Here is a 23,319-nt window from a genome sequence, read left to right as displayed (position 1 = left end):
CGCGCGAAGGGGAGTTGGCGTACATGGGAGTCGCGGGGAACACACGGGGAGTCCGGCTGCGGCGCGGGCTCGCGCTGTCGGTCGCGGGACTGACCGCACTGCCGGCGATGGTGCTGGCCACCGGCGGGTCGGCGCAGGCGGCGTCCTGCACGACGTCCACCGGGCCGTACCAGAAGCAGGTCGAGAAGTACCTGAAGCGGCCGGTCGACGGCAAGCAGTCGGCGGCCGACTGCAAGGCGATCAGGTCGTTCCAGAGCACCTACGGGGTCACCCCCACCATCGGGTACGCGGGTCCGGTCACCTGGCGCACGATGAAGACGCTCACCGCCCAGAAGGCGGCCGGCAAGAATCCGAACAAGGACAAGAAGTGCCCCACCGACAAGGGGCGCATCGCGTGTGTGGACCTGACCCGGCAGCTGAGCTGGATCCAGGACGGCAGCAAGCTGAAGTTCGGCCCCGTGCCGGTGCGGACCGGGCGCGACGGGTACGAGACCCGCACCGGGTCGAAGAAGATCTACTGGCGCCACATCGACCACGTCTCGTCGATCTACCACGTGTCGATGCCGTACTCCCAGTTCTTCGACGGGGGGCAGGCGTTCCACGCGGTGGGCGTGAAGATGTGGAACCCGCCGGGGTCGCACGGCTGTGTCAACATGCGTACCGCCGACGCCAAGTCGTACTGGAAGCTGCTGAAGAACGGCGACGACGTATACGTGTACGGACGCAAGCCCGGAACGTGACCCGAAACAGGGCGGCTTCGATACTTCACGCCCGCGTTGTCAGTGGCCTGCGGTAGCTTCCGGAGTGCCGGTGAGCGGTGTCACAGCGCAACAGGGGTGGAGCAATGAGTGATCTGACAGCGACGACGGACGTCGACAGCCGTCTGGAGGGACACCGGGTCGAGCTGACCGGTTACTGCTACCGGATGCTCGGCTCGGCCTTCGAGGCGGAGGACGCGGTGCAGGACACGCTGGTGCGTGCCTGGCGCAACTTCGACAAGTTCGAGGGGCGTTCCTCGCTGCGCTCCTGGCTGTACCGCATCGCCACCAACGTCTGCCTGGACATGCTGAACGCGGGCAACAAGCGGGCCCGTCCGGTCGATCTGACGGGCCCGACCCCGCTCGCCCAGGCGGCGCTCAATCCCCTCCCGGAGAACACCTGGCTGGAACCGATGCCGGACGGCCGCATCCTGCCGACGGTGGCCGACCCGGCGGAGGCCGCCGTGGCGCGGGAGTCGGTGCGCCTGGCGTTCGTCGCCGCGCTCCAGCACCTGCCGCCCAAGCAGCGTGCCGTGCTGATCCTGCGCGAGGTGCTGGCCTGGAAGGCGAGCGAGGTCGCCGAGCTGCTCGACACCTCGGTCGCCTCGGTCAACAGCGCCCTCCAGCGGGCGCGGGCCACCCTCACCGAACACGAGGGCAAGCCCGCCGACGCCGCGAATCCGCTCGACGAGGAGCAGCGCAAGCTCCTTGAGCGGTACGTGGCGGCCTTCGAGGGCTACGACATGGCGGCGCTGACGGCGCTGCTCCATGAGGACGCCGTGATGACCATGCCGCCGTTCGACCTCTGGCTCCAGGGGCACGACGACATCACCGGCTTCATGCTCTCCATCGGCGCGAGCTGTGCCGGCTCCCGCCTGGTGGCGACGTCGGCGAACGGCACCCCGGCGTTCGCGCACTACAAGCCGAATCCGGACGGGCCCGGGTTCGTGCCGTGGGCGGTGCAGGTCATCGACATCTCGGACGGGGCGATCACCGGGATGCACTGCTTCCTGGACACGCCGCGCTGGTTCCCGCTCTTCGGGCTGCCGGACCATCTCGACGACGACGCGGCGGTGTGAGACCGGGCATGAGACGCGGGATACGGAACGGACTCGTGGCCGGCTGGGTGGTACTGGCGGCCGGTGGCTGGGGGCTGACCCAGTGGATGGGTGAGCCGTCCGCCACCGGTGGTCCCGAGCCCGGTACGGCCCGGCCCTCCGGGCCGGGCCGTGAGCCGGGGCCGCAGCCCGAGTCCGCCTGCGACGACCTCGCCGCCGCCTCCTCGCCGCGGCCCACCGACGTCGCCTCGCTCCTCAAGGCGTCGGCGGCCCCGGTCGAGAGCGGGAGCGCCCAGCTCCGGGTGGTGGTCTGCGACGTGGCCAGGATCACGGACTGAACGGGGCGGGGACGGGGGCGAGCGGCGGGACCGGGGTAGCCCGTGCCGTTCAGCCCCCGCCCCCGCTCTCCTCCGCCCCCGTACCCGTCCCGCACTCCAGGTCCACCACGTCGGCCAGCCCGACCAGGTCCAGCAGGCTCTGCAGCTCGGGCGGCACATTGCGCAGCCGCAGCCTTCGGCCGCCCGCCCGGCGTGCGACGAGCCCCAGCCGAGCTATCGCCTCGACCAGGGCCAGATCGACGCGCACGACGCCGCCCACGTCGCAGTCCACCCCGGCGCCCGGGGCACGGGCGGCGCCGTCGGGGCCGTACAGCAGCGCCTCCAGCTCGGCGCAGAGTCCCGGCACCACGTCCCTGGTGACGTGGCCGGTGACGACGAGAACGATCGGGGTCATGGCTTCCACATCAGAGAGACCGGCCCGGCGGCCGAAACTCATCGCTGCCCGGATGCCTGCTTCCCGACTTCCCGACGGGTGCCGCGCCCGCGGTGCTGATCGGTGAACTTCCGTCAACTCCGGTTATTTGTGGGCCTCCTGTGAACCCGACCGCCCAATTCCCCCTCTAGGTACGTGAACCGGCCGGTGCGGCGTCCCCGTCGCACCGACTGACCAGCGGCCCCTCGCGGGCCGCCCGATTCTCCAGGGGGAGAGTTGCGCAAACACGTGAGAAACGCGTGTGTTTCGACCATCGCCGCGGCAGCCGCCGTGGCACTCGCGGCCGGGATGACCAGCCCGGCCGTCGCACAGCCCGACGCCGCCCAGCAGTCCGGCACCGGGGCCAGGACCCAGTGGCCCTCGGCCCAGAACCGGCTGACGCTGATCACCGGTGACGTCGTCACGGTGGACGCCAAGGGCCGGATCATGGGTTTCCGGGCCGCCGAGGGGCGCGAGCACATACCCGTGCAGCGGCAGATAGTCGACGGGCACACCCTGCTCGTCCCCGCCGACGCGCACCGCCTGATCAGCTCCGGGAAGCTGGACCGCAGGCTGTTCGACGTCACCGAGCTGAGCCGCGCGGAGAACCGCCGGGCCCAGAAGTCGGGCCTGAAGCTGATCGTCTCCTACCGGGGCGCGAAGGCCGCCGACGCGAAGGCGGAGGTCCGCGCGGCCGGTTCCACCCGGGTAGACCGGACCCTGAAGACGCTGAACGCCCAGTCGGTGATCACCCCGCAGCGCGACGCCCAGGACATCTGGCAGGCGCTCACCAGCAAGCCCTCGCCCGGCGCCCAGCGCACCACCACCGCCGGGATCGACCGGGTCTGGCTGAACGGCGTACGCCGGGCGAGCCTCGACAAGAGCGTCCCGCAGATCGGCACCCCGGCCGCCTGGAAGGCCGGCTACACCGGCAAGGGCGTCAAGATCGCCGTCCTGGACACCGGCGTGGACGCCACCCACCCCGACCTCGCGGGCCAGATCCTCGACACGAAGAACTTCACCGCCTCGCCCGACGCCAAGGACCGGGTCGGCCACGGCACCCATGTCTCGTCGATCGCGGCCGGTACCGGCGCCAAGTCGGGCGGCAAGTTCAAGGGGGTGGCCCCGGACGCCAAGCTGCTGGAAGGCAAGGTGCTCGACGACGCCGGCTTCGGCGACGACGCCGGCATCCTGGCCGGCATGGAGTGGGCGGTCGCGCAGGGCGCCGACATCATCAACCTGAGCCTCGGCGGCGGCGACACCCCCGAGGTGGACCCGCTCGAAGCGGCGGTCAACAAGCTGTCGGCCGACAAGGGCGTCCTGTTCGCCATCGCGGCGGGCAACGAGGGCGACATGGCCGGCACGGTCGGCTCCCCGGGCAGCGCGGACGCCGCGCTGACCGTCGGCGCGGTCGACGACAAGGACGAGCTGGCCGACTTCTCCAGCCGTGGCCCGCGCATCGGCGACAGCGCGATCAAGCCCGATGTCACCGCCCCCGGCGTGGACATCACGGCGGCGGCCGCCCCCGGCTCCGCCATCGACCAGGAGGTCGGCCAGAACCCGCCGGGCTACCTGACGATCTCCGGTACGTCGATGGCGACCCCGCACGTCGCGGGCGCCGCCGCGCTCCTCAAGCAGCAACACCCGGAGTGGAAGTACGCCGAGCTCAAGGGCGCGCTGACCGCCTCGACGAAGCCGGGCGCGTACACGCCGTTCGAGCAGGGAACGGGCCGGATCGCGGTCGACCGGGCGGTCGCCCAGACCGTCGTCGCCGAGCCGGTCTCGCTGAGCTTCGGCCTGCAGCAGTGGCCGCACACCGACGACGCCCCGGTCACCAAGGCCGTGACGTACCGCAACCTCGGCGACAGCGACGTCACCCTCGACCTCGCGGTCACCGCGACCGGCCCGAAGGGCGAGCCCGCCCCGGCCGGCTTCTTCGCCCTCGGCACCGACAAGGTGACCGTCCCGGCGGGCGGCACCGCCGAGGTGCCGCTGACCGTGAACACCAAGCTGGGCGGTACGGCCGACGGCACGTACTCCGCGTACGTCGTCGGGACCGGCGGCGGCCAGAGCGTGCGCACGGCGGCCGCGGTCGAGCGCGAGATCGAGTCGTACGACCTCACGGTCAAGACCATCGGGCGCGACGGCAAGCCCGCCGAGTTCACCGAGTCCGACCTCTACGGCCTCTCCGGCCCGGCGCTGGGCACCTGGGTCTCCCCGACCGGCCGGGGCGGAACCGGAAAGGTCCGTGTTCCCAAGGGCGGTTACACGCTCAACGCAGCCGTGTACGTCGACCCGGAGAACGGCGCCAAGGGCACCGACTGGCTCTCCCAGCCGAAGCTGGACATCACCAAGAACGTCACGGTGACCTTCGACGCGCGCAAGGCGAAGCCGGTGAGCATGACCCTGCCGGCCACCGGAACGAAGGCTCAACTGGGCGCGTCGGAGCTCCAGTTCAAGAACAAGGACGTGGAATACGGCTACGGCTGGCTGCTCGACTCGTACCAGGGCTTCCGCACCGCGCACTTCGGCCCGGCGGTCACCGACGGCTCGCTCTCCGCGCAGTGGATCGGCTCCTGGACCAAGGGTGCCTCCACCCGGTACGACATCGCGCTCGACGGTCCGGTGACCCGGGCCTCGACCGGTTACAGCCGGAAGTTCACCTCCGGCCAGCTGTCCAAGGTGAACATCGCTCTCGGCGCGTCCCTCAAGGGCAAGACCGGCGAGGTCGCGGCCTGGAGCACGTTCCCCGGTTCGGACGGCAGCTGGGCGGCCTGGTCGCCGCACAAGGTGCCCGGCACCACCACCGCGTACGTCTCGACCGCCGACAAGGTGAAGTGGGCCTTCGACTTCATCCAGGACGGCGCTCCGGACGCCGACGGCGTCCCGGGCATCGACGCGATGTACACCATCGGCGCTCCGCAGACCTTCAAGGCGGGCAAGACCTACGCGAAGAAGGCCAACACCGCGGTGTTCGGTCCGGCGCTCGGCTCCGGCAACGGCATCATCCGCGACGGCAACTCCATCGTCCCGATGCTGCCGATCTCGGCCGACGGCAACGGCAACACCGGCTCCCAGGCGTACAGCTCGGTCAAGACCGTCCTGTACCGCAACGGCGCGAGGCTCGCCCAGAACGCGGACCCGCTGGAGGGCGTGCCCTTCACCGTGCCGGCCGGCACCGCCGACTACCGGCTGACGAGCTCGGTCCGGCTCGACCCGAAGGCCACGACCCTCTCCACCCGGATCGACGCGAGCTGGACCTTCCGCTCCAAGAAGACCGCCACCGAGACCCTGCTGCCCATCTCCACGGTCCGCTTCACACCCAACGTGACGCTGGACGGCAAGGTGACCTCGGGCCGGACCGCTTCGGTGCCGGTGAAGGTGCAGGGCGCCGCCGCCGGAAAGAACCTCAAGTCGCTGACGGTGTACGTCAGTTACGACGCCGGCAAGACCTGGAAGAAGGCCACGGTCAAGGCGGGCAAGATCTCCGTGAAGAACCCGGCGAAGGGGAAGTCCATCTCCTACCGGGCGAACGTCACGGACAAGAAGGGCAACAAGTCGTCGGTGTCGATCTACAACGCCTACTTCGGCAAGTGAGCACGTAGCCCCACCCCGACCGCACGACGGCGGCCCGCCGGGACGGATCCCTCCGCCCCGGCGGGCCGCTCGCGTTTCCAAGGAAACCGGCACCGAGATGTCGCTCAGCTGACTGGGAAGATCCCGGTGTCCAGGTCCAGCCCGAACGGCTCGGGCAGCGTCAGCTTCTCCCCGTACTCGACCGTGTCCAGCACCCGGTAGGTTCCGCCGTCGGGTTCCCCGTAGAGCGTGGCGGTGGGGCGGCCCGAGTGCCACGGATCGAGCAGCAGGAACAGCTCGACCCCGGCCTTCGCGTAGCCGTGCACCTTGCCGATGCGGTCGTGGTTGGCGTTGGCCTGCGAGGTGATCTCGACGACGAGCCGGGCTTCTTCGGCCGGGATGCGGTTGCCCGGCCCGGCCGTCGCCGCGTCCGGCACGACGGCGAGATCGGGCATGTAGATCCCGCCCCGTCCCGGCACGGACACAGCGAGCCGCTGGTAGATCCCCCAGTCCTCCGGAATGACGCCGTAGAACCTGCGCTGCAGCAGTCCCGCGGTGTTGTTGTGGTCCTTGGACGGCGGTGGCTCCACGGTGACGATCCCCTCGATGATCTGCACCTTGCAGCCCTCGGGTGCGTCCGTCTCCTCCCAGATCCGGACGAGGTCGTCCCATTCCTGACCGTCGCCCCGCGCGGGCTCGACGGCGGGTGCGCTCATGACGGTCTCCTCCTGTCGGAACGTCACCGAGTCCAGCATGCCGAACGGGACCGGCGGCGGTCCACCGGTCCCGTTCACCCGTACGAGGAAACCGCAGGTCAGGCGATACGTTCCCGCACCACCGGGGTGGCGGTGAACGTCGTGCCGGACGGGGCGATGTCGTATGCGTCGGGCAGGGCCTTCAGGGCGTAGTCGAACTTCTCGGGGGTGTCGGTGTGCAGCGTCAGCAGGGGCTGGCCGGCCGTCACCGTCTCGCCCGGCTTGGCGTGCAGTTCGACGCCCGCGCCGGCCTGGACCGGGTCCTCCTTGCGGGCCCGGCCCGCGCCGAGGCGCCAGGCGGCGACGCCGATGTCGTAGGCGTCCAGGCGGGTCAGTACGCCGGTGGAGGGGGCCGTGACGACGTGCTGCTCGCGGGCGACCGGGAGCGTGGCGTCGGGGTCGCCGCCCTGGGCGGAGATCATCCGGCGCCAGACGTCCATGGCGGAGCCGTCGGCGAGGGCCTTCTCCGGGTCGGCGTCCCTGAGTCCGGCCGCGTCCAGCATTTCGCGGGCCAGGGCGAGGGTGAGGTCGACGACGTCCTTGGGGCCGCCGCCGGCCAGTACCTCGACCGATTCGCGGACCTCCAGGGCGTTGCCCGCGGTCAGGCCGAGCGGGGTGGCCATGTCGGTGAGCAGGGCGACCGTGCGCACGCCGCTGTCGGTGCCCAGGGCGACCATGGTGGAGGCCAGTTCGCGGGCGTCCTCGATGGTCTTCATGAAGGCGCCGGAGCCGACCTTGACGTCCAGGACGAGCGCGCCGGTGCCCTCGGCGATCTTCTTGGACATGATGGAGCTGGCGATCAGCGGGATGGCCTCGACGGTGCCGGTGACGTCGCGGAGCGCGTACAGCTTCTTGTCGGCGGGGGCGAGCCCGTCACCGGCGGCGCAGATCACCGCGCCGGTGGTGTCCAGGACGTTCAACATCTCCTCGTTGGAGAGGTGGGCGCGCCAGCCGGGGATGGACTCCAGCTTGTCGAGCGTGCCGCCGGTGTGGCCGAGGCCCCGGCCGCTGAGCTGGGGCACGGCGGCGCCGCAGGCGGCGACCAGCGGGGCGAGCGGCAGGGTGATCTTGTCGCCGACGCCTCCGGTGGAGTGCTTGTCGGTGGTGGGGCGGGAGAGCGACGCGAAGTCCATGCGCTCGCCGGAGGCGATCATGGCGGCGGTCCAGCGGGCGATCTCCGTGCGGTTCATGCCGTTCAGCAGGATCGCCATGGCCAGCGCGGACATCTGCTCGTCGGCGACCTCACCGCGGGTGTACGCGTCGATGACCCAGTCGATCTGCTCGGGGCTCAGCTCGCCTCGGTCCCGCTTGGTGCGGATGACGGAGATGGCGTCCATGTCCTGGAATTCCTTCCGGCCGGTGCGTACGCAGGAGTCCCCATGACTCTACGCGCATAGAGGGTGGGAACGGGGGTGGCCCTCCCGACGTGCGGGAGGGCCACCGAAGTTCTACTTCAGATGGTTCGGGCCGAACGCCTGCGGCAGCATCTCGTCGAGCGTGCGCAGCCCGTCCGGCGTCTCCAGGACGAGTTCGGGGCCGCCGAACTCGTACAGCAGCTGCCTGCACCTGCCGCACGGCACCAGGATCTCGCCCGCCCCGTCCACACAGGTGAAGTGGGTCAGCCGGCCGCCGCCGGTGGCGTGCAGCTGGGAGACCAGTCCGCACTCGGCGCACAGCCCGATGCCGTACGAGGCGTTCTCGACGTTGCAGCCGGAGACCGTACGGCCGTCGTCCACGAGCGCCGCGGCGCCGACCGGGTAGTGCGAGTACGGGACGTACGCGCGGGTCATCACGGACCGTGCGGCGCTCCGCAGCGCCGCCCAGTCGACCTCCGCGGCGGCCGTCACTTGCCCTGGCCCTTGCGGTAGCGCATGCCGTCCGCCTTCGGCATCCGCAGCCGCTGGGCGGAGAGCGAGAGGACGAGCAGCGTGACGATGTACGGGGTGGCGCTCACGAACTCGGTGGGCACGGTGTCCGTGGCGAGGTACCAGACCAGCACCGCGGCGGCGATGACCGCGCTGACCCCGCCCTGCACGAAGCTCTTGCGGTAGAGCTTCCAGGCGGCGAGCGCGGCCAGCACGACGACGAGCAGCAGGAGCAGCGCGTGGACGGACGGGCCGCCGTTGCGCAGCTGGAGCGCGTCGGCGTAGCCGAACAGGCCGGCGCCCATGGCGAGCCCGCCCGGCCGCCAGTTGCCGAAGATCATCGCGGCGAGACCGATGTAGCCGCGGCCGCCGGTCTGGCCCTCGTTGTAGATGTGCGAGGTGACCAGCGAGAGGAAGGCACCGCCGAGGCCGGCCATGCCGCCGGAGACGATCACCGCGATGTACTTGTACTTGTAGACGTTCACGCCGAGCGACTCGGCGGCGACCGGGTTCTCGCCGCAGGAGCGCAGCCTCAGCCCGAACGAGGTCTTCCAGAGCACGAAGAACGTGAGCACGAACAGGACGATGGCCAGGATCGTCAGCAGCGACACGTTGGTGACCAGACCGCCGATGACGCCGGCCAGGTCGGAGACGAAGAACCGGTGGTGCTCCTCGGTCTCGATGGAGTGCAGCCAGTCGGAGAGGCCCGGGATCGTCACCGAGGTGATCTCGTCGACCGGCGGGGACTGCTTCGGGCTGCCGCCCTTGGCCGCCGCCTCGCCCGAGTTGAACCAGAGCTTGGCGAAGTAGGTGGTGAAGCCGAGCGCCAGGATGTTGATGGCGATGCCGGAGATGATGTGGTCGACGCCGAAGGTGACGGTCGCGACCGCGTGCAGCAGTCCGCCGAGCATGCCGCCGACGACCCCGGCCAGTACGCCGAGCCACGGGTCGGTCTGCCAGCCGGCCCAGGCGCCGAAGAAGGTGCCCAGGATCATCATGCCTTCGAGGCCGATGTTGACCACGCCGGCCCGCTCGGCCCAGAGGCCGCCGAGACCGGCGAGGCCGATCGGTACGGCCATGGCGAGCGCCGCGCTGATCTGGCCGGCGGAGGTGATGTCCTCGGCGCCGGTGATGACGCGCACGGCGGACAGCGCGAGCAGCACGCCCGCGATGATCAGCAGGACGACGGGGAAGGAGAGGCGGGTGCGGCCGCCCTTGTCGCCGGCGACCTTGGGGGCCGCGGGGGGCGGGGTGGAAGTCGCCGTGGCGCTCACGCCGACACCTCCTGCTGGTCGTTGTTACGGGCGGCGGCCTGTGCGGCGAGTTCCGCGCCGACCTTGCTCTGCTGGCGCTTGAGTCCGTAGCGGCGGACGACTTCGTAGGCGATGACGACGCACAGGACGATGACGCCCTGGATCACGCCGACGATCTCCTTGTCGTAGCCCTCGAATTCGAGCTTGCCGGTGCCGCGCTCCAGGAAGCCCCAGAGCAGCGCGCCGAGCGCGATGCCGATGGGGTGGTTGCGGCCGAGGAGAGCGATGGCGATGCCGGTGAAGCCGATGCCGACCGGGAAGTCGCCGCTGTACTCGTAGCTGTCGTTGAGGAGGGTCGGCATGCCGATCAGACCGGCGACGGCGCCGGAGATCAGCATCGAGGTGATGACCATCTTCTTGACGTCGACACCGCTGGCCTCGGCCGCGGAGCCGGACTGGCCGACGGTGCGCAGGTCGAAGCCGAAGCGGGTGCGCGAGAGCGTGAACCAGTAGGCGACGCCCGCGACGACCGCGACCACGATGAAGCCCCAGACGGGCGACGGGGTGGTCGGGAACTCGAAGAAGTGCGAGGACTCCGGGATCGGCTTGGTGGAGATCTTCGTGCCGGCCTCGTCGAGGTGGCCGAGGCGGCCCTGCTGGAGGAGGTAGCCGATGATCGCGGTCGCGATGGCGTTCAGCATGATCGTCGAGACGACCTCGCTGACGCCCCGGGTGACCTTGAGGACACCGGCGATGCCGGCCCACATCGCGCCGACGATCATCGCGGTGAGGATGATCAGCGGGATCTGCAGGGCGCCGGGCAGCGTCAGCGCGCCGCCGACGGCGGCGGCGAAGAAGGCGGCGAGGCGGTACTGGCCGTCGACGCCGATGTTGAAGAGGTTCATCCGGAAGCCGATAGCCACCGCGAGACCCGCGAGGTAGTACGTCGTCGCCTTGTTGAGGATGTAGACCTGGCTGTCCGACTTCATCCCGTAGTCGAACATGATGCCGAAGGCGCTGAACGGCTCCTTGCCGGTGGCGGCCAGCACGAGTGCGGTCACCAGGAAGGCGACCACGATCGCGAGTACGGGGGCCGCGATCCCCAGGAGCAGCCGCTCCTTGTCGATCTTCTTCATCGGTCCTCTCCCCCGTCCCGGGGGTCGGTGTCGGTGCTGTCGGCGCCGTCGGAGCTGTCCGAGCTGTCGGAGCTGTCGGCCGCCGTGTCCTCGGGTGCCGCTGACTCGTCCGGGGCTTCCAGGTGGCCGGTGGCCGCGCCCGTCATCGCCGAGCCGAGCTCCTCCGGGGTGATGGTCGCCGGGTCGGCGTCCGCCACCAGCCGGCCGCGGTACATGACGCGCAGGGTGTCGGAGAGGCCGATCAGCTCGTCCAGGTCGGCGGAGATCAGCAGCACCGCGAGACCCTCGCGGCGCGCCTCGCGGATCTGGTCCCAGATCTGCGCCTGCGCGCCGACGTCCACGCCCCGGGTCGGGTGCGCGGCGATCAGGAGCTTGGGGGCGTGGCTCATCTCGCGGCCGACGATCAGCTTCTGCTGGTTGCCGCCGGAGAGCGAGGCGGCGGTGACGTCGATGCCGGGGGTGCGCACGTCGTACTCGCGCACGATCCGCTCGGTGTCGGCGCGGGCGCCCTTGAGGTCGAGGAACGCGCCCTTGCTGTTGGGGCGTTCGGTGACGTGGCCGAGGATGCGGTTCTCCCAGAGAGGGGCCTCCAGCAGCAGTCCGTGCCGGTGGCGGTCCTCGGGGATGACGCCCATGCCGTCCTCGCGGCGCTTGCGGGTGGGCGTGCGGGAGATGTCGGCGCCGTCGAGGGTGAGCACCCCGGCGTCGAGCTGGCGCATGCCCATGATGGCGTCGACGAGTTCGGACTGGCCGTTGCCCTCGACGCCCGCGATCCCGAGGACCTCGCCCTTGTGGATGGTGAAGCCGATCCCGTCGAGGACCGAACGCACCACGCCGTCCGGGTCGGTGGCGCTCAGCCGCAGCCCGTCGACGGTCAGCATCGGCACGTCGGTGACGGTCGACTCGCGGGTCTCGGGCGAGGGGAGTTCGCTGCCGACCATCAGCTCGGCGAGCTGCTTGGTCGTGGTGGTCCTCGGGTCGGCGGTGCCCACCGTCGTACCGCGCCGGATGACGGTGATCTCGTCGGCGACCGACAGGACCTCGCCCAGCTTGTGCGAGATGAATATGACGGTCAGGCCCTCGGCCTTGAGCTCGCGCAGGTTGTCGAAGAGCGCGTCGACCTCCTGCGGCACCAGGACGGCGGTGGGCTCGTCGAGGATCAGGGTGCGGGCGCCGCGGTAGAGGACCTTGAGGATCTCCACGCGCTGCCGGTCGGCGACCCCGAGATCCTCGACCATGGCGTCCGGGCGGACCCCCAGACCGTACGAGTCGGAGATCTCCTTGATCTTCGCGCGGGCCCGGTCGCCGATCCCGTACAGCTTCTCCGAGCCGAGGACGACGTTCTCCAGGACGGTGAGGTAGTCGGCGAGCATGAAGTGCTGGTGCACCATGCCGATGCCGCGCGCGATGGCATCACCGGGGTTGTGGAACGAGACCTGCTCGCCGTCCACCGCGATGGTGCCCTCGTCCGGCTTCTGCATGCCGTAAAGGATCTTCATCAGAGTGGACTTGCCGGCCCCGTTCTCGCCGACGAGGGCGTGGACGGTGCCGCGGCGCACGGTGATGTCGATGTCGTGGTTGGCCACGACCCCGGGGAACCGCTTGGTGATGCCGCGGAGCTCCACGGCATGGGGACTGCTGGACGCGTTGATGGCGCACTCTCCTTGGCAGGAGCGGAGGGCGGAGGCGGTGGGAGCGTGAAAGGTATCGCGCCCGGTGGATGCTACGCGCGTAGCGCCACCGAATCGTTGGCCACCTGATGACAGGTGGCGGACCGTGTGCGTACGGCTACGGCACGTCGGCCGGGCCCGTACGTGAAATCGGGGCCCGAGTGAAGCCGAAGCGGCTCACCCGGGCCCCGATCGACGGTGGATCAGGTCGTGGTCTTGACCTTGATGGTGCCGTCGGCGATCTTCTTCTTCGCCTCGTCGAGCTTGGCCTGGATGTCCTTGATGTGGTCACCCGTGGTGGTCAGGCTGACGCCGTCCTTGGCCAGCGTGTACGTCTGCGTGCCGGTCAGCGGCTTGCCGTCCTTGACGGACTTGACCAGGTCGTAGACACCGCCGTCGACGTTCTTCACGACCGAGGTCATGATCGTGTCCTTGTACTTGGACAGCGCCGGGTCGAGGGCCTGGTCGGAGTCGACGCCGATGGACCAGGCGCCCTTCTTGCCCGCGACGGCCTCGATCGAACCGGCACCCGAGCCGCCGGCGGCGGCGAAGATGACGTCGGCGCCCTTGTCGAGCATGCCCTTGGCGGCGGCCATGCCCTTGTCGGGGCTGCCGAAGCCGGACAGGTCCGAACCGGTGGACAGGTACTGGATCTGCACCTTGGCCTTCGGGTTCGTCTCCAGGACGCCCTGCTGGAAGCCCGCGGCGAACTTCTTGATCAGCGGGAGGTCCACGCCGCCGATGAAGCCGACCTGGCCGTCCTTCGACTTCAGCGCGGCGGCGACACCGGCGAGGTAGGAGCCCTGCTCCTCGGTGAAGACGATGCTGTCGACGTTCTTCGCGGTGGCGACCGAGTCGACCAGACCGAAGTTCACCTTCGGGTACTTGGCGGCGACCTTGTCGACCGCGTCCTTGTACGCGAAGCCGACCGCGACGACCGGGTTGTAGCCGCCCTCGGCGAGCGACTCCAGGCGCTGCTCACGGTCGGCGGGGGTCTCACCGTTCTTGGCGGTGAGCTCCTTGGTCTCGGCACCGAACTCGGCCTTGGCCTTGTCCAGACCGCGCGCGGCGGAGTCGTTGAACGAGTTGTCACCACGGCCGCCCACGTCGTAGGCCATGCCGATCTTCATCTTGCCCTTGTCGGAGCCGGAGCTCTCGGTGGACGACTCACCGCACGCGCTGGCGGTGAGTGCGAGGGTCGCGGTGACGGCACACGCAGCGGTGATCTTGGATACCCGGCGCAAGGGAAGGCTCCTTCAAACCTGACCGAAGCGCCTCTTCCGGCGCTGGTTTCGCGGCGATCGTAACGCGCGTAGATGTCAGATAAAGCCCTGTACGGAAGCCGTTATCGGATCGTCGCGAACCAGCGGTGACGTCTCCGGTCACAGATGGTTGCGGTCGAGCAACGCGGAGGCAGTGAACAGCTCCACGGCGACCTTGATCGCCTCCTCATCGGCGTCGAAATCACCCCGATGCAGGTCGAGCCGGGCCGTGTCACCGGGCGTGCGGACCCCGAGCCGGGCCATGGCGCCGGGGACGTGTTCCAGGTACCAGGAGAAGTCCTCGCCGCCCAGGCTCTGTTCGGTGTCCTCGATCGCATACGATCCGCGGCGCGCGGTCATCGCCGCGGCGAGCAGATCGATCATGGCGGCGTCGTTCACGACGGGCGGGACGCCCCGGACGTAGTTGATCACCGTCTTGGCGCCGTGCATCCCGGCCACCTCGTCGATCGCGGCGTGCACCAGGTCGGGGGCCTCCCGCCAGGCGGCCAGCTCCAGGCAGCGGACGGTGCCCGACAGTTCGGCGTGCTGCGGGATCACGTTGCAGGCGTGACCGGACTCCAGCCGCCCCCAGGTGACGGCGAGCCCGGCCCGTGCGTCGACCCGGCGGGCCAGCAGCGCGGGCACCTCGGTGGCGACCTTGGCGGCCGCGGTGACCAGGTCCGTGGTCAGGTGCGGGCGGGCGGTGTGGCCGCCCGGACCATCGAGCGACACCTCCAGCCGGTCGCAGGCCGAGGTGATCGCCCCGACCCGCAGCCCGATCCGCCCCACGTCCACCCTCGGGTCGCAGTGCACCCCGATGATCCGCCCGACGCCCTCCAGCGCCCCGGACAGGATCGTGTCGGGCGCCCCGCCGGGCAGTACCTCCTCGGCCGGCTGGAAGATCAGCCGTACGGGGTTCGGGAGCAGCCCCCGCCGGTCGAGCTCGGCCAGCACCAGCCCGGCACCGAGGACCGAGGTGGTGTGGATGTCGTGCCCGCACGCGTGGGCCCGGTCGGGGACGGTGGAGCGGTACGGGACGCCGGTCTTGGTGTCCGGGATGGGCAGGGCGTCGATGTCGGCCCGCAGGGCGAGCATCGGGCGCCGCTCGCCCTCGCGGCTCCCCACGTCACAGATGAGCCCCGTGCCCGTGTCGAGCACCCGGGGTTCGAGGCCCGCCTTCTCCAGCCGGGCCTTGATGGCCGCGGTGGTGCGGAACTCCTGGTTGCCCAGCTCGGGATGCATGTGCAGGTCGCGCCGGAAGGCGATCAGCTCGGCACGCAGGTCCTCGGGCAGGGTGCCGGGCAGTGCCTCGTCACCGGACGACTGGGCATCGGAATCGCGGGACATCAACTGGTTCACCTGGTGAAGGGTAAGGCCCTTCCCCCTTCAACTGACCATGAAACAAGAAAAGTTCAGCCACATAGACGAATAAATGACTGCGTCGTGGCGTGTGAGGTGACGGCCGGGTGGGTAAACTCGCCCCCTTTTGCGCCATGATCGGCGGCCGGTACGGGCCACCGGCCTCCATCAGCGGGACAGCCCCCGGCGCACCGGCATCAGCGCCGCCCCGAGGCACAGGGCCCCGACCGGCAGCAGATCCAGGCTCACGGCCATCACCGCAGTCCCCGCCAGCACCAGCACAGGCGCCCATGCCCGGACCAGGTCACGGCGGAGGAAGGCGAGCAGGGTGACGAGGGCCAGCAGCCCGAGCCAGAACAGCATCGGCACCACCGTGTAGACCAACGGCATCACACCGGGCACGCCCTGCACCCGGTCGAACATCTCGCTCATGGCCTCTTTGTCCGCCGAGACGAACGCGGCCCCCAGGTCGATCACCGCCTGCACCACCACCGCCGCCGTACCGAGCAGACCGGCCCAGGCGGCCACCTCGCAGGCGACCCGCCCGCCCCCGCGCTCCCCGGCCAGCTTCCGCAGCCCCAGGAAGACCGGCACGAAGGCGAGCACCCCGGCCAGGAACAGCAGATGCGCGGCGGTCCACCACACCCCGGGCCCGTAATCACCGATGCCCCGCCCGACCAGCCGCACCACCCCGTACCCGGCCATCAGGGCCGGCCCCGCGAGGAGGGCCGTTCCCAGCGTCACCCCGGCCGCACCATCCGTGCCGGCCGCTCCACCCGGTCGCTCCGTCGCCATCCGCATCGTCGTCATGCGCCGATGCTCGTGCCCGGCGGACCCTTGCCGCTATCAGGGCTTACCCCCAACGAACCCTGGGTGTAAGCCACTTACGAGTCAGGGTGATCCGTGATGTCGAGGGAACGTTCGACCTGCATCAAGTGGAGCTCAACGCCGAAGCCCTCGGCCAACACTCCGTTGAGACACCCCGCATGCGCTCCGAACCACTGGCGGGTCGGCAGGTGCTCCACCGCCATTTCCACGGTGATGCAGTCCGACGCACCGGCCGTGTACCGCCGCAGACGCAGCAGCGAAATCTCTGCGGGCATTCCTCTACGACGCGCATGCCCCACCGCCCCTCGCCGAACGTACAGGTCGTGCGCGGACGTGACACCCCAGGGTGCCGGTGTCACGTTGCCACGGCACCCCCGGCACCTCCTCGACCGGCAGAGGGCCGCGATGCCTGCGCAGCTCCGGCGGACGGGGCAGGAGGCCAGGCCGCGAGGCGCGGAAATCGCGAGCGCGCCGTGACGGCGCCGTCACGGCGCACCCCGGCCCTGCGGGGTAAACATGGTGCAGTGGTCGGTCCACCTTCTGATCCGTCCCTGTGAGGGAGTCATGGAAGCAGTTCGTCAGTACAACGCCCACGAGGCAAAGACCCACCTCTCGCGCATCCTGGAGCAGGTGGCCACAGGCGAGGAGATGGTGATCTTCAGATCTGGAGAGCCAGTGGGGAAGATCGTGCCGCTCCGCACCCGGGTGAAGCGGACCGAACGCGGTTCGCTCCAGGGGCAGATCCACATCAGGAAGGACTTCGACGACCTGCCGGACGGCTTGGCCGACGCCTTCGGGATTCCCTGATGAGATCGTTGCTCGGCGCGTGTGTCGTCACGAGGTCGCCCGACGACTCCACCGAACTCACCGGCGGGATCACGAGAGTGGTTGTGCTCCCTGGTCACGGCCTCACAGCATCTGGGGCACGCCCCGGCTCCACAGTTCCTCGGCGTGCTCCGCGAACCTGTCGAACATCCCGCTGTCGCCCTGGCGACGCAGATGCAGGAGAGGCGAGTCGTGACCGACGAGCCGAGCCAGGTGAGGTGTGACGAGTGCGTCGTAGTCGAACCTGAACACAGACAGGGACACGTGGTTGACGGCGTCCTCGACGCTGCTGAAACGTGCTTCCAGGCCCTCCATCGGGCCGAGGCGCCCCAGGTGCTCCAGGCTGATCCGGATGCGCGTCGCGACGCTCAGAGCGACGTCCTCGATGGCCTCACGCTGGTGGGTCACCTCCCCGTCAGGGTCACCGAGCAGGAAGCGCACTCGGCATCCGTCCGCGATCTTCCTGCGCAGTGTGTCGACGAACGCGGGTTGCTCCAGCCATACGAAGTAGTTCGTGTAACCGGCCAGGAAGATGTCCGTCGTGGCGCCTTCGATCAGCTCGCCCCACACCGTCGACGGGCAGGCCGACCGGTACGGGTATGCGTGTACCAACTCGCGGTCATGACCGGTCTTCACGCGTTCCTGTACGGCCTTCGGCCAGATCATCTCTTCGTCCACCTTCAGCGCCCGGCACGCGTCGACACGATTCCTTGCATGAGGTACCAACTCGGCATCGGCCAGCCACCGTTCCACGGTCTTGGGTGCCACGCCGATACGGGCAGCAAGTTTCCGTGGCGAGAGCTTGGCGTCTGCCATAGCCGATCGTAGAGCGACGTTCAAGACTTCCCCCAGCGACGTTTGGGCCTTTTTGAACCGTAGCGCTCAACGGCCCGACTGTCCCTGATTCATGACGAGATACGTCCGCAAGGGGCGAGCAGCATCACGACCATGACGGCTCACAGGACGACGATGGACAAGCCCGTACACCTTCAGCTCTCCCCGGAGCCCCCGAAACCGGCAGAGGGGTGCGATGTGTGCGCGGCCCTGGCCGAGCAGAGGCAGGAAGCCAGGGCGCGAGGCGACTACTCAGCCGCGACGGACGCGAACGTGGAGATCCGTAACCACCCGCATAGGGCAGGGCGCCGACGATGAGTCACGGGGAAGGTGTTAGCGCCTTCTGGCAGAGCGAGGCGCCCATGGGCAGCCAGCGGTCGTTGTCAGCCCGCGTCATAGGACGCCCTTCGGCCGGACACCTTCCCGTTGCATCGCCCGGATCCCCTCGTACCGCCCCAGCACGTGGTACCTGACGGAGCCACGGTTGTGGGCGGACGTGACAGTTCGTGGTGCAAGTGTCACGTTGCCGTGGCACCCCACCCCGTCTCCTGCCGTTCCTACGCCTCCGTCACCGCCGTAGCCCGCCAGGGGGCCAGGCGCTGGACGTCGCGGGCGGTTTCCGTGACGCCGCTCAGGAAGCCCTGGGCGCGGGGGGATGCCGTGTCGCGGAGCCATTCCGGGGCGATGTCGCAGACCGCGACCTTCACCTCGGTGCCGGCCAGGGCCAGGGGGAGGGTGTGGACGACCGTGGAGGGGAAGCTGAGGACCGTGCGGCCGATGGGGCCGCGGCGGGCGATGAGTTCCAGGGGGAGGTCGGGGCGGACGATCTCCAGGCCGGTGGCGGCCTCCAGGGCGTGGAGCTTCTCGGTGGACTCGCGGCGGTGGGCGAAGTAGCGGGTCGCGCCGTGGGTGCGGGACAGGGCCGCGACGGCCTCCAGGTACTGGTCCCGGTCGACCACGCCCGTCTCGACCAGTGAGGTGCCGACCAGGTCGGCGCCCTTGGTGAGCAGCGGCGGGCCGAAGCGGGCGCGGGTCCAGGCGAAGGTGTTGGGGGTGACGCCCACGCCGGGCGGAGCCTCGACCGGCATGGCCGTGAAGACCTCGACCGTACGGGTGGCGGACGGGGTGAAGCGGCTGCGGGCGCGGGCCGTGACCGGGGCCAGGACCAGTTCGCGGGGGCCCGAGCTGCCCTTGCGGTGCCAGCGCACCAGGCGTTCGCCGCGCGCGAGTTGGGCGACGAACTCCATGGTGGCCGTGCCGTCGTCGACCACGGTGAGGCGGCGGGCCCGCACCATGGTGAGCAGGAGTTGTACGTACCGGGAGAACGGGTCGCCGATGACGACGTGCCGCGCCCTGCGGACGAGTCCGGACAGGTCGCGCAGGCTCTTGAGGGGCGCGCCCGCGCCGCCGCGCGCCTCCTGCCAGCGGACGTTGATGCCCTCGTCGCGGGCCAGCTCCGCCATCCGGCGCAGCTGACCGCGCGACATCGGGTCGACCGGGGGGAGGACGACGACCGTGATGTCCGTGAGGACCCGGTCGCCGCCTCCCTCTGCGTAGGCCCACTCCAGGACGTTCAGGAGCTGGACCGGGCTCTCGACGAAGGCGAGGTTCACCGGTCGGCCCGTCAGACCGCGACCGGCTCGGCGGCCGGGGCCGCCTCGGCGTTCTCGGCGACGACGCCCGCGACCCGGCGGAGCTTCTTCATCGGGCCGAGCTCGGACTCGTACACCTTCTTGACGCCGTCGCCGAGCGAGGCCTCGATGGTGCGGATGTCGCGGACCAGGCGGGTCAGGCCCTGCGGCTCGACGGAGGCGGCCTGGTCGGAGCCCCACATGGCGCGGTCCAGGGTGATGTGGCGCTCGACGAACGCGGCGCCGAGGGCGACGGCGGCCAGCGTGGTCTGGAGGCCGGTCTCGTGGCCGCTGTAGCCGATCGGGACGTTGGGGTACTCCTGCTGGAGGGTGTTGATGACCCGCAGGTTCAGCTCCTCGGCCTTGGCCGGGTACGTCGAAGTGGCGTGGCAGAGCAGGATGTTGTCCGAGCCGAGGACCTCGACCGCGTGGCGGATCTGGCGCGGGGTCGACATGCCGGTGGAGAGGATGACCGTGCGGCCGGTGGCGCGCAGGGCGCGCAGCAGCTCGTCGTCGGTGAGGGAGGCCGAGGCGACCTTGTGGGCGGGGACGTCGAACTTCTCCAGGAAGGCGACGGCCTCGGTGTCCCACGGGGAGGCGAACCAGTCGATGCCGCGCTTGGCGCAGTGCTCGGAGATGGCCTGGTACTCGGCCTCGCCGAACTCGACGCGGTGGCGGTAGTCGATGTACGTCATCCGGCCCCAGGGGGTGTCGCGCTCGATGTCCCACTGGTCGCGCGGGGTGCAGATCTCCGGGGTGCGCTTCTGGAACTTGACGGCGTCGCAGCCGGCTTCGGCGGCCACGTCGATCAGGGCGAGGGCGTTGTCGAGGTCGCCGTTGTGGTTGATGCCGATCTCGCCGGTGACGTAGACGGGGTTGCCGGGGCCGGCGGTGCGGGTGCCGAGGGTGCGCAGACGGGAGGTGCTCATGAGGTGTGTTTCCTTAGCTAGAACGGGTTCGGGGGACCCGGGATTACTTGGGGGACCGGTCGGTGGGAGTCGTGAGGGTGGGGCCGAGCAGCCAGGCCGCGATCTCGCGGATGGCGCCGAAGCCGCCGGGAGTGGTCGTGACGGCGCGTGCGGCCGCCCGTACCGAGTCGTGGGCACTGGCGACGGCGACGGGCCAGCCGGCGAGTGCGAAGCACGGCAGGTCGTTGACGTCGTTGCCGACGTAGAGGACACGTTCGGGAGCGATGGACTGTTCGTCGCACCACTGCTTGAGCGCCCGGTCCTTGCGGTCGATGCCGTGCAGGACGGGGATGCGCAGCTTGTGGGCACGGGCGGCGACGACCGGGTTCTGCTCGCTGGAGAGGATCAGCAGCGGCAGTCCGGCCTTGCGCAGGGCGGCGATGCCCAGGCCGTCGCCGCGGTGGACGGCGACGATCTCGCGTCCGTCGGCGTCGATGAGGACCCGGTCGTCGGTCTGCGTGCCGTCGAAGTCGAGGACGACCGCGTCGATGTCGTCGAGGGTGGGCAGCGGCGCCGGGTCGAGCAGCGGCGCGAGGGCGCGGGCGCGGGCCAGGTCGTGCGGGTCGTCGACCTCCAGGACCCGTGCGGCGTCGGTGCGCACCAGGGCGGTGTGGCCGAAGAAGCGGTGGCGGTGGGTACGGAAGCCGGCCACGTCCATGGCGTACGCGGTGCCGGTTTCGAGAAGGTCCTCGGGGCGGTCCTGGCGCATCTGGCGCACGGACTTGTCGTGGTTGACGCCGTAGTTGTCCTCCTCGATCGCGCTGCCGTCGCGCCAGAGGAAGCCGTGGAAGGGAGCGACGGTGACCGCCGTGTCGGCACCGTCACGGGCGACCGCGGCGGCGACGCCGTCGATGTCCTCCCGCAGCACGAAGGGGCTGGTGCACTGGACCAGGAGCACCACGTCGGCGGTCCGCTCGCGCATCGCCTCGTAGGCGTCCAGGGCGTGCAGCACCGCGTCCTCGCTGCTGGACCTGTCCCCGGCGATGGCCGCGGGGCGCTGGACGATGTGCAGCCGCTCGGGGGCGCCGAGCGTGTCGCCGGCGGCGCGGGCCGCGTCCGCGATGGCCGCGTCGTCGGTCGTCACGACGACGTCGGTGACCTCGCGGGAGGCCAGGCAGGCGCGTACGGCGCGGGCGATCAGCGGGACACCGCCGACCTGGGCGAGGTTCTTGGCCGGTACGCCCTTGGATCCGCCGCGGGCGGGGATCACGGCGAGCACGGTGGGGGTCGGGGTCATCTCTGCTCCTGAAGTGGTGTTCACAGCTCGCCCATCCGTCGGATCACCGGGGCGACCCGCTGGACGCCCTGCCGGTACGCGCCGCGCGCCGCCTCCCGGACCGCCTCGCGGACCGCGCCGCGCACTCCCCCGGTCTCGCGGGGCCGTTCGGCGCCCGGCAGCGGGTGGCCGTCGGGGGCGAGGTGGTGGCGGGCGAGGATGCCGGGGAGGTAGCCGGGGGCGGTGGCGGGTGTGTAGTACGGGGCGAGGTCGGGCAGCCGGGCCGCGGCGAGCAGCCCGTCGACGCGGGCGCGGGCGTGGTCGTAGGCGGTGGCGTACGTGCCGTCGGCGGCGACGCCCTGACCCGCCAGCCACCGCGGGTCGGGCTCCGGGCGGAAGCCGCCGTCCAGGTGGTCCCAGGAGGTGAGCAGGCCGGAACCGATGAAGTGGTGGTTGCCCAGCGCCTCGCGGACGCCGAGGTCGGTGAGGACCGCGGTCGGGACACGCCGGTGCAGGGACTCCAGCGCGGCGGTCGAGGAGACCGTGACCAGCAGGTCGGTGCGGTCCAGGACCTCGCCCATGTGCCCGTACACCAGGCGGAAGTTGGGCGGCAGCCCGCCGGGCAGCCTCTCGGCGAGCCGCTGGTACGGGAGTTCCTCGATGTGCGTGGTGTGCTCGCCGGGCTTGGAGCGCAGCTTCAGCAGCACCTCGCGGTCCGGGTGCAGCCTGGCGTGCTCGACGAGCCTGCGCAGCAGGTACACGCGGTCGTCGCGGGAGGCCGGTACGGAGGGCTGGGCGGCGAAGACGACGGTGTCGCGGCCCTCCTGCGGGCGGTGTGGCTCGCCGCCGAGGAAGGGCAGCGCGGCCTCGGTGACCGCCGAGGCGTCGGCGCCCACTCCCTCGTACACCGCGCGGAAACGCTCCGCGTCGTGGGTGGAGTTGGCGAGGACGATGTCCGCGCCGTGCCGCAGCAGCAGCCCGTCGGCGAGCTTCTCGTAGACCACGCCGACATAGCCGGTGACGACGACGGGCCTGGCGGGCAGCCGCAGTGCGGCGAGTCCGTGCAGCATCGCCTGGACGGCTCCGCCGACGAGGGCGAGGACGACGACGTCGTACCCCTCGTCGCGCACGGTGTGCAGGAACTCGACGGCCGTCACCTCGCGGACCCGGCCGGCCTCGATACCGACGTCGCCGACCTCGGCGAGCTGGCGCGGGGTCGGGGTGGCCCGGCCGCGCAGCAGCAGTCCGCTGATCTCGACGCGCTGCGCCGACGCCCCGGACGCACCGGCGGTGAGGCGGCGCGCGGTGAGCGCGCCCCATTTCCACCGGGTGTCGGAGTCGGCGAGTACGGCTACCCGGAGGGCGGTCGTCTTTTCGGTACGTGGGGGCACGTCCCAGAACTTAGGAAGGCATTTCGATTCGCGGCCCAACGTGACGGCAACAGCTGGTTAACAGCCCACCGACGCTTGGCGAATCGCCTCCACAAAGGGGACGCAATCACCCATGATTCAACCCGGTTCATCATTCCGACATTCGCCGTTCACCCGCCGTCCCTCCCGGCGCCAAGGCAAATGA

At 70.4% G+C, this 23,319-nt stretch carries 21 protein-coding genes; 5 read left to right on the top strand and 16 right to left on the bottom strand.

The annotated features are described in order from the left end of the window. The first annotated feature begins 23 nt into the window (after positions 1–23). The 3 genes from ACFYY1_RS07890 (at position 24) to ACFYY1_RS07880 (ending at position 2,154) form a co-directional block, all read left to right on the top strand. Positions 24–740, top strand: a complete 717-nt coding sequence (locus tag ACFYY1_RS07890; RefSeq protein ID WP_388582260.1) for a L,D-transpeptidase family protein — start codon at positions 24–26, stop codon at positions 738–740. Between the two features lie 104 nt (positions 741–844). Then, on the top strand, positions 845–1,837 hold the full coding sequence (locus tag ACFYY1_RS07885) for a sigma-70 family RNA polymerase sigma factor (protein WP_317861688.1): 993 nt from the start codon (positions 845–847) through the stop codon (positions 1,835–1,837). Positions 1,838–1,845: 8 nt separating this feature from the next. After that, complete coding sequence (locus ACFYY1_RS07880; RefSeq protein ID WP_388582257.1) at positions 1,846–2,154, top strand: hypothetical protein; 309 nt, start codon at positions 1,846–1,848, stop codon at positions 2,152–2,154. A gap of 49 nt (positions 2,155–2,203) precedes the next feature. Here the strand turns inward: ACFYY1_RS07880 and ACFYY1_RS07875 are convergent, their stop codons facing one another. Next, positions 2,204–2,590 carry an STAS domain-containing protein gene (locus ACFYY1_RS07875; RefSeq protein ID WP_388582255.1) on the bottom strand — a complete coding sequence of 129 codons (387 nt, stop codon included), beginning with the start codon at positions 2,588–2,590 and terminating at the stop codon, positions 2,204–2,206. A 285-nt stretch (positions 2,591–2,875) separates the two neighbouring features. Between ACFYY1_RS07875 and ACFYY1_RS07870 the strand changes: the two genes are divergently transcribed. After that, a complete protein-coding gene (locus ACFYY1_RS07870; RefSeq protein WP_388583442.1) occupies positions 2,876–6,163 on the top strand; it encodes a S8 family serine peptidase in 3,288 nt (1,095 codons plus the stop codon). 104 nt (positions 6,164–6,267) lie between these two features. Here ACFYY1_RS07870 and ACFYY1_RS07865 read toward each other — a convergent pair whose 3' ends face one another. The 10 genes from ACFYY1_RS07865 to ACFYY1_RS07820 all read right to left on the bottom strand — a co-directional run bounded on the left by ACFYY1_RS07865 (position 6,268) and on the right by ACFYY1_RS07820 (position 16,545). Continuing rightward, positions 6,268–6,858, bottom strand: coding sequence for a Uma2 family endonuclease (locus tag ACFYY1_RS07865; RefSeq protein ID WP_388582252.1), 591 nt, complete (start codon positions 6,856–6,858; stop codon positions 6,268–6,270). 98 nt (positions 6,859–6,956) lie between these two features. Beyond that, positions 6,957–8,234 carry a thymidine phosphorylase gene (locus ACFYY1_RS07860; protein ID WP_388582250.1) on the bottom strand — a complete coding sequence of 426 codons (1,278 nt, stop codon included), beginning with the start codon at positions 8,232–8,234 and terminating at the stop codon, positions 6,957–6,959. A 111-nt stretch (positions 8,235–8,345) separates the two neighbouring features. Beyond that, positions 8,346–8,744 carry a cytidine deaminase gene (locus ACFYY1_RS07855; protein ID WP_388582248.1) on the bottom strand — a complete coding sequence of 133 codons (399 nt, stop codon included), beginning with the start codon at positions 8,742–8,744 and terminating at the stop codon, positions 8,346–8,348. After that, positions 8,741–10,036, bottom strand: a complete 1,296-nt coding sequence (locus ACFYY1_RS07850; RefSeq protein WP_388582245.1) for an ABC transporter permease — start codon at positions 10,034–10,036, stop codon at positions 8,741–8,743. Before ACFYY1_RS07850 ends, ACFYY1_RS07855 begins: the two co-directional genes overlap by 4 nt. Beyond that, a complete protein-coding gene (locus ACFYY1_RS07845) occupies positions 10,033–11,151 on the bottom strand; it encodes an ABC transporter permease (protein WP_388582242.1) in 1,119 nt (372 codons plus the stop codon). The genes ACFYY1_RS07850 and ACFYY1_RS07845 overlap by 4 nt, the downstream gene beginning before the upstream one ends. Continuing rightward, positions 11,148–12,776, bottom strand: a complete 1,629-nt coding sequence (locus ACFYY1_RS07840; RefSeq protein ID WP_388582239.1) for an ABC transporter ATP-binding protein — start codon at positions 12,774–12,776, stop codon at positions 11,148–11,150. The genes ACFYY1_RS07845 and ACFYY1_RS07840 overlap by 4 nt, the downstream gene beginning before the upstream one ends. Positions 12,777–13,024: 248 nt before the next feature. Then, complete coding sequence (locus ACFYY1_RS07835) at positions 13,025–14,065, bottom strand: BMP family protein (protein WP_388582236.1); 1,041 nt, start codon at positions 14,063–14,065, stop codon at positions 13,025–13,027. A gap of 138 nt (positions 14,066–14,203) precedes the next feature. Then, positions 14,204–15,430: an amidohydrolase gene (locus tag ACFYY1_RS07830; RefSeq protein WP_388583440.1), complete on the bottom strand. Its 1,227-nt coding sequence runs from the start codon at positions 15,428–15,430 to the stop codon at positions 14,204–14,206. A 180-nt stretch (positions 15,431–15,610) separates the two neighbouring features. Continuing rightward, on the bottom strand, positions 15,611–16,252 hold the full coding sequence (locus tag ACFYY1_RS07825; protein WP_388582234.1) for a hypothetical protein: 642 nt from the start codon (positions 16,250–16,252) through the stop codon (positions 15,611–15,613). Between the two features lie 74 nt (positions 16,253–16,326). Then, positions 16,327–16,545: a hypothetical protein gene (locus ACFYY1_RS07820; protein WP_388582231.1), complete on the bottom strand. Its 219-nt coding sequence runs from the start codon at positions 16,543–16,545 to the stop codon at positions 16,327–16,329. A gap of 289 nt (positions 16,546–16,834) precedes the next feature. Here ACFYY1_RS07820 and ACFYY1_RS07815 point away from each other — a divergent pair, with 289 nt between their 5' ends. Next, positions 16,835–17,077 carry a type II toxin-antitoxin system Phd/YefM family antitoxin gene (locus ACFYY1_RS07815; RefSeq protein ID WP_388582228.1) on the top strand — a complete coding sequence of 81 codons (243 nt, stop codon included), beginning with the start codon at positions 16,835–16,837 and terminating at the stop codon, positions 17,075–17,077. A 102-nt stretch (positions 17,078–17,179) separates the two neighbouring features. Here the strand turns inward: ACFYY1_RS07815 and ACFYY1_RS07810 are convergent, their stop codons facing one another. The 5 genes from ACFYY1_RS07810 to ACFYY1_RS07790 form a co-directional block, all read right to left on the bottom strand. Further along, positions 17,180–17,761 carry an XRE family transcriptional regulator gene (locus ACFYY1_RS07810; RefSeq protein ID WP_388582225.1) on the bottom strand — a complete coding sequence of 194 codons (582 nt, stop codon included), beginning with the start codon at positions 17,759–17,761 and terminating at the stop codon, positions 17,180–17,182. A 725-nt stretch (positions 17,762–18,486) separates the two neighbouring features. Further along, on the bottom strand, positions 18,487–19,542 hold the full coding sequence (locus ACFYY1_RS07805; protein ID WP_388582222.1) for a hypothetical protein: 1,056 nt from the start codon (positions 19,540–19,542) through the stop codon (positions 18,487–18,489). 11 nt (positions 19,543–19,553) lie between these two features. Continuing rightward, complete coding sequence (locus ACFYY1_RS07800; RefSeq protein ID WP_383764273.1) at positions 19,554–20,489, bottom strand: N-acetylneuraminate synthase family protein; 936 nt, start codon at positions 20,487–20,489, stop codon at positions 19,554–19,556. Positions 20,490–20,532: 43 nt separating this feature from the next. Next, complete coding sequence (locus ACFYY1_RS07795) at positions 20,533–21,765, bottom strand: cytidylyltransferase domain-containing protein (protein WP_388582220.1); 1,233 nt, start codon at positions 21,763–21,765, stop codon at positions 20,533–20,535. 20 nt (positions 21,766–21,785) lie between these two features. Then, positions 21,786–23,135: a DUF6716 putative glycosyltransferase gene (locus ACFYY1_RS07790; protein WP_388582217.1), complete on the bottom strand. Its 1,350-nt coding sequence runs from the start codon at positions 23,133–23,135 to the stop codon at positions 21,786–21,788. Between the last annotated feature and the right edge of the window lie 184 nt (positions 23,136–23,319).

Origin of the sequence: Streptomyces sp. NPDC001890, assembly GCF_042891445.1 — a bacterium.
Classification (GTDB): domain Bacteria; phylum Actinomycetota; class Actinomycetes; order Streptomycetales; family Streptomycetaceae; genus Streptomyces.
Note: the sequence above shows the minus strand (reverse complement) of the source record. Positions and strands in the feature narration are given on the sequence as shown.